This window comes from Kitasatospora sp. NPDC051914, from assembly GCF_040680995.1.
Taxonomy (GTDB): domain Bacteria; phylum Actinomycetota; class Actinomycetes; order Streptomycetales; family Streptomycetaceae; genus Kitasatospora.
On the sequence record NZ_JBFAXX010000044.1, the window covers coordinates 23,751 to 38,698 of the forward strand.

The following is a 14,948-nucleotide window of genomic DNA, read 5'->3' on the forward strand; positions in this document are numbered from 1 at the left end:
CACACGTCTTCCATGTGACCGATGACATGTGAAATATTACCCGCGCTCATCCGACCTCCCCCGCCCGGAAAGGACCGGTCCGTTGAAGCGCACACCCTCCGCAGCCCTCGCGGCTGCGCTCGCCTTCGGCATCATGGCCGTCGGCATACCCGCCGCCTCGGCCGCCCCGTCACCCTTACCCGCACCGCGGCTCGCCGCCGAACCCCCGCAGGGCGCCGAGGGCCCCCAGCCCGAACCCGCCCCCCAGGAGCGCAAGCGGCAGGCCCTGCGCGCCGAGGCGCTGGAACAGCTCAACCGCGGCAGCGTCGCCCGCACCGCCGACCACCGCGCCCCCTCCCGGGTCCGGATCGGCGACGACTACGTCCAACTCGGCCTGGAACGCCGCGACAAGGTCTTCGTCATCCTCGCCCAGTTCGGCGACCAGGTGGACGACACCACCCTCCACAACGGGCAGGTCCGCTACGGCGGCACCCCGGGCCCCCGGCACAACGCCATACCGAAGCCGGACGCGAGCGACACCCACACCTACTGGAAGTCCGACTTCGACCGGGACTACTACCGGCGGATGTTCTTCGACGCCACCCCGGGCGCCAACTCGGTGCGCAACTACTACCGCACCCAGTCCTCCGGCCGGTACGACATCGAGGGCACCGTCAGCGACTGGGTGACCGTCCCCTGGAACGAGGCCCGGTACGGCTCCAACAAGGGCCCGCAGGGCAGCGGCGCCTGGACCCAGGCGCACGAGTTCGTCCGGGACGCGGTCAAGGCCTGGTACGACGGCGAGATCGCCAAGGGTCGTACGCCCGCCGCGGTGAAGGCCGAACTCGCCCAGTACGACGTCCACGACCGCTACGACCACGACAGGGACGGGAACTTCGACCGGCCGGACGGCTACCTCGACAACGTGATCGTGGTGCACGCCGGCGTCGACGAGACCTGGGGCGGCGGCGCCCAGGGCGCCGACGCCCTGTGGGCGCACCGCAGTTGGGCCTTCCCCGACCCGAGCGGACGCACCGGCCCTGAGGGCGACCGGATCGGCGGCGTGCCGGTCGGCGACAGCGGCCTCTACGTCTACGACTACCTGCAGGCCGGCGAGAACAGCGGCGTGGGCCTCTTCTCCCACGAGTACGGCCACAACCTCGGCCTGCCCGACCTCTACCCGCTGACCGGCGGCGACAACTCCGTCAACTTCTGGTCGCTGATGTCCTCCGGCTCCTACCTGGGCACCGGCCGCAGGAACACCACCGGCGAGTACCCGGGCGACCTGGACGCCTGGAGCCGGCTGCAGCTCGGCTGGCTCAACTACGACGAGGCGCAGGCCGCCACCCGCTCCAGCCACGCCCTCGGGGTGAGCGGCTACAACACCGACCAGGCCCAGGCCGTCCTCGTCCACCTGCCCCCGGGCCGCACCACCACCGACCTCGCCGACCCGTACGAGGGCGGCGCCCAGTGGTGGAGCGACACCGGCGACAACCTGGACAGCTCGCTGGCCCGCACGGTGGACCTGACCGGCCGCAGCGGCCCCGCCGCACTGGACGCCGCCGCCTGGTACGACCTGGAACAGGACTACGACTTCCTCACCGTGGAGGCCTCCACCGACGACGGCAGGACCTGGCGCCCGCTGCCCGGCACCGCCGACGGCGCGCCGATCCCCGCCACACCCGCCGGCACGCCCGGCCTCAGCGGCGCCTCCGGCGGCTGGAAGCAGCTGCGCGTCCCGCTGGACGGCCTCACCGGCAGCACCGTGAAGCTGCGCTTCCACACCACCTCCGACTCCAACACCCACGGCAAGGGGGCGCTGGTCGACGGCGTGCGGGTCACCGCCGGCGGCGGCGAACTCTTCGCGGACGGTGCCGAGCACGGCGGCGACCCGGCCTGGACGGCCACCGGCTTCTCCGTGGTGCAGGGCCGCGCGGCGGTCCGCGAGCACCCGCGGGCCTACCTGGTGGAGAACCGCCGGTACGCGGGCTACGGCGCCTACCTGCGGACGGGCCCCTACAACTTCGGGTACACCGGCGTGGCCGGCAAGCAGGGGGTGATCGACACCTACCCGTACCAGGAGGGCGTGCTGGTCTGGCTGTGGGACACCGCCTACTCCGACAACAACACCAAGGACCACCCGGGCAGCGGCCTGATCCTGCCGGTGGACGCGCACCCGGGGGCGATCCGGTTCAAGGACGGCACCCCGGTGAACGGGCGGGCGCAGTCCTTCGACGCGGTGTTCTCCCTCAAGCCGACCACCGCCTTCACCCTGCACAAGGCGGGCGAGGCGGTGCGGATCGGCGCCGAGCCCGCGGTGCCGGCCTTCGACGACCGCCGCGGCACCTACACCGACCCAGCACTGCCGCAGCTCGGCGTGGCCGTGCCGGACACCAACACCAGGATCGAGGTCGTCCGGGAGAGCCAGGGCGGACGGATCACCACCGTCCGCGTCGGCCCGGCCTCCTGACCCGCCGGCGCCCGTAGGGGCGCCGGCGGTGCCTCCCGGCCGAAGGCCGGGAGGCGGAACCGCGCCCCCGAGCGGCGGCCCCCGCCTTCGGGGGCGCGCCTTCAGTACCCGTACCCGGCGGCGCCGGTCCTCAGCAGGGCGAAGGCGGTGGCGGTGTCCTCGACGGCCTGCCGGTGGGCGTCCTCCTCCGGCAGGCCGTCGGACAGCCGTTGCCAGTTGGTACGGGTGAGGTCCTGCCGGACGGAGACGAACTGGGTGGCGAGCAGCCGGGCGGTCAGCTCGCCGGGGCCGCCGAGGGCCTCGGCGAGCAGCTCGGTGTCGCGGGCGATCCAGTCGAACAGGTGCGAGGAGAGGCTGGGCGTCCCGTAGACCAGCCGGTGGAAGGCGAGCACCTGCGGCTCCGCACAGAGCCCGGTGGCCGGGTCGCGGGCGGCGAGCCGGTCGAGCTGGTGGTGCTCCAGGGCGTCCAGCGGGGTCTGCCCGGGGCCGCGGGCGGCGACCACGCGGCCGGACTCGCCGAGGTGGTCGGCGATCCGGTGCAGGACCAGCTCCTCCTTGCTCGGGAAGTAGCGGAACAGGGTGGGCTTGGAGACCTCGGCGGCGGCGGCGATCTCGAGCACCGAGACCCCGTCGAAGCCGTGCGTGAGGAACAGGCCGATCGCCGTGTCGGCGATGGCCTGCCGGGTGCGCTCCTTCTTGATGGTCCGCAGACCGGGCGGCTCGTTCATGGTGCCGATTCTAACCCGGACTCTTTTGTTACCGGGTTGCATTTCTTACCGGGTTGCTGTTCCATGGCGTTGTCCGGGCCTTCCACAGCTGCGCCCGGCCCTCGGGGAGGAGCTCCGCCATGACCGCACCCAGCACGACGTCCGTCCTGATCTCCGGCGCCGGGCCGACCGGCCTGACGCTCGCCTGCCTGCTCGCCCGCCAGGGCGTGGCCGTCCGGGTGGTCGAGCGGGCGCCCGGCCCGCACACGGGCTCGCGCGGCAAGACCCTCAACGCGCGCAGCCTGGAGGTGCTCGCCGACCTCGGCCTCGCCGACGCCCTGCTGGTCTCCGGCCGCAGCCGGCTGCCCTTCCGCCGCTACTTCGAGGGCGCGTTCGCCGCCGAGTCCGACCCGGCGGCCGACACCGCACCCACCCCCGGCGCCCCGCACCCTGGCTCGCTCTACCTGCCGCAGGACCGGGTCGAGGAGTTGCTGCGGGCCCGACTGGCCGAGCTGGGCGTGGCGGTCGAGTTCGGCACCGAGCTCACCGGCTTCGAGCAGGGCGGCGGGCAGGTAAGGGCGCGCTTCGCGGACGGGCGGACGGCCACCGCGCAGTACCTGGTCGGCTGCGACGGCGGGCGGAGCACCGTCCGCAAGCAGTTGGGCGTGGCGTTCACGGGCACCGGCGAGCCGGAGCCGGCCATGGTGGTGGGCGATCTGGAGCTGAGCGGTCTGGAGCCGGACGCCTGGCACCAGTGGTTCGGCCCGCAGGGCGCACTGCTGCTCTACCCGTTCGGCGGCGGCGACCGGCGCTGGCAGGTGCAGGCCACGCCGGAGACGGGCCCGGACGGCACGGCGCTCGCCCCCTCGCTGGAGGGCTTCCGGCGGATCGTCGCCCGGCACACCGGGCGCGAGGACATCCGGGTGCACCGGGCCGGTTGGCTCTCCAGCTGGCGGGTCAACGTGCGGATGGCGGAGCGGTACCGGGTGGGCCGGGTGCTGCTGGCGGGCGATGCCGCGCACGTCCACCCGACCGCGGGCGGGCTCGGCATGAACACCGGCATCCAGGACACATGGAACCTCGGCTGGAAGCTCGGGGCGGTGCTGGCGGGACGTGCCCGGCCCGCGCTGCTCGACAGCTACCAGGAGGAGCGGCTACCGATCGCTGCCTGGACGCTGCAGACCTCCGCCGCCGGGATGGAGGCCGTCATCCGGGGCGCAAGGACACCGGGGGTCGGCGTGGAGGCCACCCGGGTCGCCGACCTCACCGGCCTCTCGCTCGGCTACCGCTGGAGCAGCCTCGCCGAGGACGGGCTCGGCGGCCTGCTGCAGGCCGGAGACCGGGCGCCGGACGCCCCCTGCACCGACGCCGAGGGGCGGCCGGTACGGTTCCTCGAGGCGTTCGCAGGCGATCGGTTCACCCTGCTCGCCTTCGGCCACCGACCGGCCCCCGGCCTGCCCGGGCACCTCCGCACGATAGCCGTGGACACGGACGACCCGGCGGGGCTGCGGGACACCGGCGGGCATGCGCACCGGGCGTACGGCGTCGAGGGCCGGGCCCTGGTACTCGTCCGACCGGACAACCATGTGGCACTGACCGCCCGGGAGGGTGAGGAGAAGGCCGTCCTCGACTACTTCGGCCGCTTGTAAAGACTTCTTTCTAAAGATAGCTTTATAAGCATGACCGAGGATCGTCCGGAACCGCCGCCACCCGACACCGTGCACCTCAGCGACCCGCGGGCGCTGCGGGCGTACGCGCACCCCACCCGGATGGCCCTGGTCGGGCTGCTCCGCCGGGAGGGCCCGCTCACCGCCACCCGGGCCGCCGAGCTGATCGGCGAATCGGTGGCCAGCTGCTCCTTCCACCTCCGCCAGCTCGCCAAGTACGGGCTGGTGGAGGAGGCCGGCGGCGGCCGCGGGCGCGAGAAGCCCTGGCGGGCCACCGCCCTGTTCACCAGCTGGGACACCGCCTCGGCGGACCCGGCGGCCGCCGAGGCGGCCGGCGCCCTCCAGCGCACCGTCGTCGACCGGTACGCCGCCCTGGCCGCCCGCTGGCTGGAGGGCCAGGGCGAGGAGTCGCCCGCCTGGCGTCGCGCCGCCGGCCTCGACGACACCCTGCTGCACCTCACCGCGGAGGAGCTCGCCGACCTCACCGCGCGGATGGACGAGCTGACCCGCCCGTACCTGGGCCGGCTCGGCGCCGGGGCAGAGCGCCCGGCCGGCAGCCGCCCGGTCCTGCTCGTCCGGATGGCCCTGCCCACCGATCCACCGCACGCCACTGATCCACCGCACGACGGCCCCGCCGCCGGCCCGACCGAGGAGTCCGCACGGTGACCGCGCCGACGACCGCCCACGCCGACCAGCCCGACCACGGGCCCGAGGCCCCCGAGGCTTCCGCCGGCACCGCTATTGCCGTTGAGTCCCCCGGCACCCCGGCTGCGCCGGACGGTCCACCCCCTCCGGAGCGCCCCGGTCGGCGGCTGATACCCGCGCTGCTGCGGGTCACCGAGTTCCGCCGCTACTGGACGGGCCAGACCGTCTCGGCCGTCGGCGACCAGATCACCCTGATCGTGCTGCCGCTGGTCGCCGTCACCACCCTGCACGCCGACGCCGGCCGGATGGGCCTGCTCACCGCGGCCGGCTGGCTGCCCAGTCTGCTCTTCGCGCTGCATGCCGGCACCTGGGCGGACGGCCGCTCCGACCGCCGCCGGATCATGATCGCCGCCGACATCGGGCGGGCCGTCCTGCTGCTCACCGTGCCGATCGCCTACCTGCTGGGCGCGCTGACGCTCACCCAGCTGTTCGTGGTGGCCTTCGCCATGGGCACCCTGTCGGTGCTGTTCGACGTGTGCAACCCGCCACTGTTCGTCTCCGTCGTCCCCGCAGACCGCTACGTGGAGGGCAACTCGCTGGTCAACGGCAGCCGGGCGATGTCCGCGGCGGCCGGCCCGGGCCTCGGCGGCGGGCTCGTCCAACTGCTGGCCGCCCCGCTGGCGCTGGTCGCCGACGCGCTCTCCTTCCTCGCCTCGGCCCTCGCCCTGGGCAGCATCCGGCCCACCGAGCCCCCGGCCGAGCCGCGCTCCCCCGGCCGGATCTCCGCCGGGCTCAAGTTCATCGCCACCACACCCGTGATGCGGGCGGCCCTGCTCGGCACGGCCACGGTGAACCTCTTCACCTTCATGATCGCGGCACTGTTCGTGCTGTACGCCACCACCGAGCTCGGCCTGTCCGCCGGGCTGCTCGGCGCGGTGCTGAGCGCCGGAGCGGTCGGCGGGCTGCTCGGCGCGGCCGTCACCGGGCGGATCAGCCGCCGGATCGGCATCGGCCGGGCCGCGGTGCTCGGCCTGATCGCCTACCCGGCGCCACTGCTGCTCATCCCCGCGGCGCGCGGCGGCACCTGGACGGTGGTCGGCCTGCTGCTGGCCGCGGTGTTCGGCTCGGGCATCGGCGTGATGATCCTCGATATCACAATCGGCTCGCTCTTCGCGGCAGTAATCCCGGATCGGCTCCGATCCCGGGTCTCCGGCGCCTATCAGGCGGTGAACTACGGCATCCGTCCGCTAGGTTCGCTTCTGGGAGGGGTGCTCGGAAGCACGCTCGGCCTGCGGCCGGCGCTCTGGGTCGCCGCCGTCGGCGCACTCACCTCGTTCCTGTGGCTGCTGCCCTCGCCGATTCCCGGCCTCCGGACCCTGCCCGACTCGCAGGAGGAGAAGGACAGCTGACCCCACGTCAGCACTTTGCAAAGCTTCGGGCATATGCCCGAGGAATGTGCCGGAACCCTCCCCCGCGCCGCCACCGGCACGGTAGCGTTACGCCCCGATGGGGCTACAGCCAGTAAGGACGTGGCCACGGACGCGTCTCGGGGGCGCTTAGGAGGGGTGCGAACCATTGCCGGGGATCGACGACTGCCTGCTCGAAGCGATGACCATCACCGGGGCTCTCGGCGCCAGCCTGGTCGACTGGACCAGCGGCCTCGCCCTCGGTGCGGCCGGCGCCGGCCCGGGCGGTGACCACGACGCGGGGGCGGCCGACGCCACCGAAGTCGCCCGCGCCATCACCCAGACCTCGTCCTTCGCCGACCCCGCCGCCAGAACCGCCCCGGCCGAGGACGTCATCGTCACCTCGGCCGGCACCTACCACCTGATCCGCTTCGTGGAGACGGCCTTCGACAGCAGCGTCTTCCTCTACCTGCGGCTGGACCGAGCCACCGCCAACCTCGCCATGGCCCGGATGCGATTGGCCGGCATTGCGGACGGGCTGGTGCTCGCCTGATGCAGCCGACCCTGCAACCCACCCCGCAGCCGACCCCCGCACCGGTCTTCCAACCCGCCCGTCCCGCGTTCAGGCTGCCGCGCCGGCACCGCTCGGGCTTCGCCCCGGCCACCGTCTTCGAGGCCGCGCTGACCGACCTCGCCTCCGACCGGGCCACCGGGGCGCTGCACGGCTCCGCGGGCACCGTCCACCTGGTCGACGGCGAGGTGGTGCACGCCGAGAGCCCGGCCACCCCGGACGTCGGCACCCTGCTCACCTCGGCCGGCCGGCTCTCCGCCCGTACCTGGGCCGACGCCATGGCCGCCGCCCGCGGCCGTCCCGCCGCCGAGCACCTCGTCAACACCGGCTGCATCGGCCGCGGCGAGCTGGAGCTCTGCCAGGTCACCGCGGTCCTCGACGCCGCCTTCTTCGCACTGCCGCAGAACGACGGCCCGATCGGCTTCCTGCCGGGCGTCCGCCCGGGGTTGACCCTCGCCCGTCCGCTGGCCGCCGGGGCCGTGCGGATCGCCGTCGCCCGGCGGCGCGCCCTGCTGGACCGCACCTTCGCGGCCGCCGGGCTGGACGAGGCCCCGGTCCGCGCCCGATCCGCACCCGCCGGACCGGAGCGGCGGACCACCGCCTTCGGCGCCAGGGCGCGGGCCGTCCTCGCCGCGGCGGACGGCTACCGCACCCCCTCCCAGATCGCCCGCCTGCTCGGCCGGTCCGCCTACACCACCCTGCTCGACATCCGGCACCTCGCGGCCGCCGGGCTCATCGAGATCCCGGCGCCCAGGGACGGGCCCGCGCCGACCGCCGCAGCCGCACCCCCGGTGGCCTCGCCCGCCCCGCCGTCCGCCCCGGCGCGGACGGACGGAGTGCCGCCGCAGGCCGGGCCGCCCCCGGCCCACCCGGAGGTGCTGCTGCCGTCGCCGGCCCTGCACGACTTCCCGCCAGATCCGGAGATCGCCCTGCTGCTCCGGATCCGAGCCGCCCTGGAGGCCCGACTGTGAGCGTCCCACCCGCCCGTACGCCGTTCCGGGCCGCGTCATGAAGCGCGCCCTGCGCCAGTTCACGGCGAAGCGGTCACCCGTCCTGCCCGAACCCGAGGTGCTCAGCGAGTTGCGCGGGCTGCGCGCCACCGTGCCGCACCTGACCGGCGGGCTGGTCGCCACCACCGACGGGCTGGTGGTCGCCCACGACACCAACGGTCTGGAGCCGGAGGGCCTGGCGGCGCTCACCGCGGCCGCCCTCGGCGTCGGCTCCAGGCTGATCGAGGCCAGCGGCCAGGGCGGCTTCCGCGAACTGCTCACCCGCGGCGAGAACGGCTACACCGCGACCTACGCGGCCGGCGGCTACGTCGTCCTGACCCTGTTCGCCGGGCCGGACGCCAACGTGGGCCGGCTGCACTTCGAGGCCCGCCGGGCCGGCGGCCGGATCGCCGCGATAGCCGACGCGGCCCTGGAGCGCCAGGACCGTCCCTGAACCCGAACCACCGACACCCCGTCAACACCCTTCAGGAAGGAACCACCATGGCCAGCACGGAGCACTCCCTCAAGGACGCGATGAGCTCGATCGAGGGCGCCATCGGCGTTGCCCTCGTCGACTACAACAGCGGCATGGCGCTCGGCACCATCGGCGGCGGCCCGGAGCTCGACCTGAACGTCGCCGCAGCGGGCAACACGGACGTGGTCAGGGCGAAGGTCCGCGCGATCGAGATGCTGAATCTCAAGGAAGCCATCGAAGACATCCTGATCTCACTGTCCAGCCAGTACCACCTGATCCGGCCGCTCACCAGCCGTTCCGGGAAGGGCCTGTTCCTCTACCTCGCACTGGACAAGCAGCGCGCCAACCTGGCGATGGCCCGTCACCAGCTGAAGCGCATCGAGGCGGACCTGGAGGTCTGACAGCAGCACCACGGGCAGCGGGCCGGGCGGACCTTCGGGTCCACCCGGCCCGCCGGTGTGTGCACGGGTCCGGCTCCCGGCGTGCACTGGTCTGGTTCCCGGGCAGGGGCGTCAGTACCATGGCAATGTGACATTTCACTGACGCCCGGTCGACACTCCCGGCCCCGACCGGCCGGCCCGAAGGAGAGCCCACCAGCCGTGACCACCGACCCCGCCACCGCCACCCCTGCGACCTCCGGCCCTGCCACCACCGGCCCCGCACCCCTGCCGCCCAACACCGGGAGCCACGACCTCCCGGTCTCCCCCGCGCTCGACGCCTTCATGGGCACCGCTTGGGCACCCACCCCGCTGCCCGCGAGCGATCGGGCCCCCGGCCACCACGCGATGCCGGCCCGGCGGGCCGCCCTGGCGGCGGCCTTCCCCGGCGAACGCCTGGTCGTCCCGGCCGGGCAGCTGAAGGTCCGCAGCAACGACTGCGACTACCGCTTCCGCCCGCACAGCGCGTACGCGTGGCTCACCGGCCTGACCGGCGAGGAGCAGGTCGGGCACGTCCTGGTGATCGAGCCGGACGGCGAGGCCGTGCTGCACGTCCGCCCCCGCTCGCCGCGCGGCGCGGGTAGCTCCGAGTTCTACCGGGACCGTCGCTACGGCGAGTTCTGGGTCGGGCGGCGCCCCGACCTCGCCGAGGCGGAGCAGCTCACCGGCATCCGCACCGTGCACCTGGACGAGCTCGCCAAGACCGTGGGCCCCTCCGCCCGGGTGCTGTCCGGGGTCGACCCGGCGGTGGACGCGCTCACCGGCCGTCCGGCCGCGGACCGCGCCGAGGGCGACGCCCGCCTGGCCGCGGCGCTCTCCGAGCTCCGGCTGGTCAAGGACGCCTGGGAGGTCGGCCAGTTGCAGCTCGCCGTCGACCACACCGCCGCCGGCTTCGAGGACGTCGTCCGCGCACTGCCGGCCGCGCTGCGCCACCGCCGCGGCGAGCGCTGGCTGGAGGGCACCTTCGAGCGGCGCGCCCGGCTGGAGGGCAACGGCCCCGGCTACGAGACCATCGTCGCCTCCGGTGCGCACGCCTGCGTGCTGCACTGGATCCGCAACGACGGGCCTCTCGACCCGGACCGGCTCCTGCTGCTGGACGCCGGCGTGGAGACGGACACCCTCTACACCGCCGACATCACCCGCACCCTGCCCCTGAGCGGCACCTTCACCAGCGCGCAGCGGGACGTCTACGAGCTCGTGCTGGCCGCGCAGGAGGCCGGCATCGCGGCGGTGCGGCCCGGCGCGAGCTTCCGCGACTTCCACCGGGAGGCGATGCGGGTGATCGCCGAGGGGCTGGCCGAGTGGGGCGTGCTGAAGGTCCCGGCGGAGGAGGCGCTGCGCCCGGAGAGCGGGCTGTACCGCCGGTACACGCTGTGCAGCAGCGGCCACATGCTCGGGCTGGACGTCCACGACTGCGCCAAGGCGCGGACGGAGACCTACCTGGACGGGCGCCTGGAGGAGGGCCACGTGCTCACCGTGGAGCCCGGGCTGTACCTCCAGCCGGACGACGAGACGCTGCCGCCGGAGCTGCGCGGCATTGGCGTGCGGATCGAGGACGACCTGGTGGTCACCGCGGACGGCGCCCGGCTGATGTCCGGTGCACTGCCGCGCACGGTCGCGGGCATCGAGGAGTGGATGGGCACCCTGCTGGGCTGACCCGCCGGACGGCACGGAGCGGGGAGGGCGGGGCGCCGGCCGTCGGCGCCCCGCCCTCCCCGCGGTAAATAGTAGCCATGTACTTAATAGCCATGTACTGTATTTCCCATGAGCAAGGAACCCCACGGCCCGACACCCGGCTTCCTGGTCTGGCGGCTGGCCATGAAGTGGCGGGTGGCCGTCGACCGGGCGCTCGCCCCGCTCGGCCTCACCCACGCCCAGTACGCCCTGCTGGCCTCGCTGTACGGCGTCCAGCGCTCCGGCCTGCAGCCCAGCCAGCGCGAACTCGCCGACCGCACCGGCCTGGAGGCGCTCTACGTCTCCAAGCTGGCCCGCACCCTGGAGGCCGACGGCCTGCTGGCGCGGGAGAAGGACCCGGCCGACAGCCGCGCCGTCCGGCTGTCGCTCACCACGACCGGCCGGGAGACCACCCGCCGCGCCGTCGCCCTCGTGCAGCAGCTCCTGGAGCAGCTGCTGGCCCCGCTCGGCGGCCTCGACGGCGCGCGCACCGACGTCCTGGTCCGCGAGCTGACGACCCTGCTGGACACCCCGCTCGACGTCCCGTCCGACCCACCGGAGGAGTGACAGCCATGCCCGAGACCACCGTTCTCGACTCGACGATGCACCACGAGGAAGCCGGCAGCGGCACGCCGCTGGTCTTCCTGCACGGCAATCCCACCTCGTCCCACCTGTGGCGGAACGTCCTGCCGGCGGTCGGCGGCCCGTTCCGGCGGCTCGCCCCCGACCTGATCGGCATGGGCCGCTCCGGCAAGCCCGACATCCCGTACCGCTTCGACGACCACGCCCGTTACCTGGACGCCTGGTTCGACGCGCTCGGGCTGGACGAGGCGGTGCTGGTCGGCATCGACTGGGGCGGCGCACTCGCCTTCGACCGGGCCGCCCGGCTGCCCGAGCGGGTCCGCGGGATCGCCTTCATGGAGACCATCGTCCGGCCGATGACCTGGGAGGAGTACCCGGCGGCCGCCCGCGCCCGGTTCGAGGCGTTCCGCACCCCGGGCGTCGGCGAGGAGCTGGTGCTCGACCGGAACGTCTTCATCGAGGGCTCCTTCGGCCAGACCGTGCTCACCGGTCTCGCCGAGGAGGACCTGGACGTCTACCGCAGCCCCTACCCCACCCGGGAGAGCCGCCGTCCGCTGTTGGAGTGGCCGCGGGCGATGCCGCTGGACGACGAGCCGGCCGACGAGGTCGCCCGGGTCAAGGCGTACGGGGACCGGCTCGCCGCCACCCCCGAGGTGCCGAAGCTGCTGCTGACCTTCGACTCCTCGCCGACCTTGATGATCGACCCGGCGATGGCCGACTGGTGCACCGCGAACATCGCCGGTCTGGAGACCGTGCCCTGCGGCCCGGCCGGCCACCAGGCCCCCGAGGACCGGCCCGCCGAGATCGCGGCGGCAATCACCGCATGGGCGGGCCGCCACTTCGGCCAGAAGCCGCCTTCGACGGCCGCGGGTGCGCCCCTGAGCGGTCACCCGAGTGCCCTGTGAAGGCAGCTCCCGGGCCGCCCGGCGGCCGGTGAGCACACGGCAACCTGGCGGCAACAGCCGGGCAACGCGCGGGAATCCGGCCGGGCCTAATTTCTGTCACCCGACAGAAACCGCCCGCGGAAAGCCGGTGCCCGATGACCACCAGCACTTCCCTCGCCCCTGCCGAGACCCCCGGGCCGCCGTCCGCCGGCGAGCTCCCCTACCCGCAGCAACTCCACCGCACGATGGGCCGGTTCGCCTCCTTCGCGGCCGGGTTCTCGTTCATCTCCGTCCTGACGACGGTCTTCCAGCTGTTCGCCTTCGGCTACGGCGCGGCCGGTCCGGCCTTCGTCTGGACCTGGCCCGCGGTGCTCGCCGGGCAGCTGGCGGTGGCCGCCTGCTTCGCCGAACTCGCCGCCCGCTACCCGATCTCGGGCGCCATCTACCAGTGGGCGACCCGGCTGGCGAACCCGGTCTACGGCTGGTTCACCGGCTGGCTGATGGTGCTCGGCCAGGTCGTCGTGGTGGCCGCCGCGGCGCTCGCCCTGCAGGTGGTGCTGCCCGCGCTGTGGTCCGGCTTCCAGCTGGTCGGCGGCGACCCCTCGCCGACCACCGCGAGCGGCGCGGCCAACGCGGTGCTGCTGGGCACCGCGCTGATCGCGCTCACCACACTGGTCAACGCGGTCGACAACCGGGTGCTGTCGCTGGTGAACGGCGTCGGTGTGACGGCCGAGCTGGCCGGCATCGTCCTCATCGTGGTGCTGCTGTTCACCCACACCGAGCAGCCGGCCGGTGCGGTGCTGCACACCGGCCACCCCGGCGGCGGGTTCTGGGCGCTGCTGGTCGGCTCGTTCACCGCCGCGTACGTGATGATCGGCTTCGACAGCGCCGGGGAGCTCTCCGAGGAGACGGTCGCGCCGCGCCGCACCGCGCCGCGGACCATCCTCACCGCGCTCGCCGCGGCCGGGGTCAGCGGCGGGCTGCTGCTGCTCGGCGGGGTGCTGGCAGCGCCCAGCCTGACCGACGGACGACTCGCCGCCGAGGGCCTGTCCTACGTGCTGACCAGCAGTCTCGGTGACGGGCTCGGCCGGGTGCTGCTGGCCGACGTGGCGGTCGCGGTCTGCGTGGGCACCCTGGCGATGCAGACCGCCGGCACCCGGATGGTGTTCTCGATGGCCCGGGACGGCGCGCTGCCCGGCGCCGGACGGCTGGCGCGGGTCTCCCCGGGCAGCGGCATGCCCCGCTGGGCGGCGCTCGCGGTGGGCGCACCCGCGGTCGGCTTCCTGCTGCTCAACCTGGCCTCCCCGGCGGCCTTCCTGGCGCTCTCCGCCACCTGTGTCGCCCTGGTGTACGCCGCGTACGCGCTGGTGGTGGGCGCCGTGCTGGCCCGCCGGCTGCGCGGGCTGCCGCTCGGGGCCGGCGAGGCGGCCGGCGAGGCGGGCGGCGCGGGGCTGGACGAGGCCGGCCGGCCGCTGTTCTCGCTGGGCCGCTGGGGGCTGCCGGTGAACGCCCTGGCGCTGCTCTACGGGGTGGCGATGACGATCAACCTGGCCTGGCCGCGCGCCTCGGTGTACGACCCGGAGGGCGGGCACTGGTACCTGCAGTGGTTCGCGGTGCTCGTCCTGGCGGGGGCGGTGGCGGTGGGCGCGGCCTACCGGTTGCGCCGCCGCTGAGGTCCTCGCGCCGGAAGACCGCCCTCACAGCAGCCGCTCGCCCTCCCGGCGGGCGGCTTCGAGGCGTTCGGGCCCGCAGCCGCCCAGGCGCAGCACGGCGTCGGCGACCGCACGGGCCACCTGGGCGGCCGAGCGGCCGCCGTGCTCGCGGGCGACCGCCACCCCACCCTCGACCAGGCCGAACAGCAGGTCGGTGCGCAGCGCCGCGTCCGCGCCCGGGTCGACCAGGGCGAGCAGGCGCCCGTACGCCGCCTTCAGGGCCTCGCGGGCGCCGCGGAAGCCCGCGAAGCGCTCGCCGCGGACCTCGGGCAACTGGTAGAGCGCGCCGAGGTTGTAGAGGCCGCCGAAGAGGAGTTCGGCGTCCCGGGCGGCGAGGGCCCAGAGCCGCGGGGCCGGGTCGGCGTCGGGGTCGGCGAGCAGGCCGGTGGCGAAGGCGAGCGAGGGCTCGACGGTGCTCTCGAGCAGGGTGGCGAGGATGTCCTCCTTGCCCGCGAAGTAGTGGTACATCGAGGCCTGGCGCATCCCGGCGCGTTCGGCGACGGCGCGGGTGGTGGTGGCGGCGTAGCCGTCCCGGGTGAAGAGTTCGGCGGCTGCGGCGAGGACCTGGTCGCGCGGGGCGAGGCCGCTGTCCGAGGGGCCCTGGGCGCGCGGGCGGCCGACGCGGCCCGTGCCGCGGGTGGTGGCGGTACGGGGGGTGCGGGCCGTTCGGGCGGTCGGGCGGCTGGTGGCGGACACCTCGCGATCCTCGCACATCACCGCCGGCGGCGATCGCCGTGAGGGGACGGTAAC

14 protein-coding genes are annotated in these 14,948 nt (G+C 74.4%); 12 read left to right on the forward strand and 2 right to left on the reverse strand.

Going from position 1 to position 14,948, the window contains the following annotated elements; all coding sequences use genetic code 11:
• Positions 1-82 precede the first annotated feature (82 nt).
• A complete protein-coding gene (locus AB0M03_RS26390; protein WP_363494981.1) occupies positions 83-2,449 on the forward strand; it encodes an immune inhibitor A domain-containing protein in 2,367 nt (788 codons plus the stop codon).
• A 101-nt stretch (positions 2,450-2,550) separates the two neighbouring features.
• On the opposite strand, the gene AB0M03_RS26395 is transcribed toward AB0M03_RS26390, so the two are convergent.
• Positions 2,551-3,177 (reverse strand): TetR family transcriptional regulator, encoded by a 627-nt coding sequence (locus AB0M03_RS26395; RefSeq protein WP_363494983.1) that lies wholly within the window; start codon positions 3,175-3,177, stop codon positions 2,551-2,553.
• Positions 3,178-3,296: 119 nt separating this feature from the next.
• Between AB0M03_RS26395 and AB0M03_RS26400 the strand changes: the two genes are divergently transcribed.
• The 11 genes from AB0M03_RS26400 (at position 3,297) to AB0M03_RS26450 (ending at position 14,159) form a co-directional block, all read left to right on the forward strand.
• Positions 3,297-4,805 carry an FAD-dependent monooxygenase gene (locus AB0M03_RS26400; protein WP_363494985.1) on the forward strand — a complete coding sequence of 503 codons (1,509 nt, stop codon included), beginning with the start codon at positions 3,297-3,299 and terminating at the stop codon, positions 4,803-4,805.
• A gap of 30 nt (positions 4,806-4,835) precedes the next feature.
• Entirely contained in the window at positions 4,836-5,489 is a 654-nt protein-coding gene (locus AB0M03_RS26405; RefSeq protein WP_363494987.1) for a helix-turn-helix domain-containing protein, read from the forward strand.
• 146 nt (positions 5,490-5,635) lie between these two features.
• Positions 5,636-6,877, forward strand: coding sequence for an MFS transporter (locus AB0M03_RS26410; protein WP_363495073.1), 1,242 nt, complete (start codon positions 5,636-5,638; stop codon positions 6,875-6,877).
• Between the two features lie 166 nt (positions 6,878-7,043).
• Positions 7,044-7,427 (forward strand): hypothetical protein, encoded by a 384-nt coding sequence (locus AB0M03_RS26415; RefSeq protein WP_363494989.1) that lies wholly within the window; start codon positions 7,044-7,046, stop codon positions 7,425-7,427.
• Positions 7,427-8,416 (forward strand): transcriptional regulator, encoded by a 990-nt coding sequence (locus AB0M03_RS26420; protein ID WP_363494991.1) that lies wholly within the window; start codon positions 7,427-7,429, stop codon positions 8,414-8,416. Before AB0M03_RS26415 ends, AB0M03_RS26420 begins: the two co-directional genes overlap by 1 nt.
• A 37-nt stretch (positions 8,417-8,453) precedes the next feature.
• On the forward strand, positions 8,454-8,888 hold the full coding sequence (locus AB0M03_RS26425; protein WP_363494993.1) for a roadblock/LC7 domain-containing protein: 435 nt from the start codon (positions 8,454-8,456) through the stop codon (positions 8,886-8,888).
• Positions 8,889-8,935: 47 nt separating this feature from the next.
• The gene (locus AB0M03_RS26430; protein ID WP_363494995.1) at positions 8,936-9,310 is read left to right on the forward strand and encodes a hypothetical protein; all 375 of its coding nucleotides are present in this window, start codon (positions 8,936-8,938) and stop codon (positions 9,308-9,310) included.
• 264 nt (positions 9,311-9,574) lie between these two features.
• Positions 9,575-11,002, forward strand: coding sequence for an aminopeptidase P family protein (locus AB0M03_RS26435; RefSeq protein WP_363495075.1), 1,428 nt, complete (start codon positions 9,575-9,577; stop codon positions 11,000-11,002).
• 108 nt (positions 11,003-11,110) lie between these two features.
• Complete coding sequence (locus tag AB0M03_RS26440; protein WP_363494997.1) at positions 11,111-11,587, forward strand: MarR family transcriptional regulator; 477 nt, start codon at positions 11,111-11,113, stop codon at positions 11,585-11,587.
• A gap of 5 nt (positions 11,588-11,592) precedes the next feature.
• Entirely contained in the window at positions 11,593-12,507 is a 915-nt protein-coding gene (locus AB0M03_RS26445) for a haloalkane dehalogenase (protein WP_363494999.1), read from the forward strand.
• A gap of 134 nt (positions 12,508-12,641) precedes the next feature.
• A complete protein-coding gene (locus tag AB0M03_RS26450) occupies positions 12,642-14,159 on the forward strand; it encodes an amino acid permease (protein WP_363495001.1) in 1,518 nt (505 codons plus the stop codon).
• 24 nt (positions 14,160-14,183) lie between these two features.
• Here the strand turns inward: AB0M03_RS26450 and AB0M03_RS26455 are convergent, their stop codons facing one another.
• The gene (locus AB0M03_RS26455) at positions 14,184-14,894 is read right to left on the reverse strand and encodes a TetR/AcrR family transcriptional regulator (RefSeq protein ID WP_363495003.1); all 711 of its coding nucleotides are present in this window, start codon (positions 14,892-14,894) and stop codon (positions 14,184-14,186) included.
• Positions 14,895-14,948 lie beyond the last annotated feature (54 nt).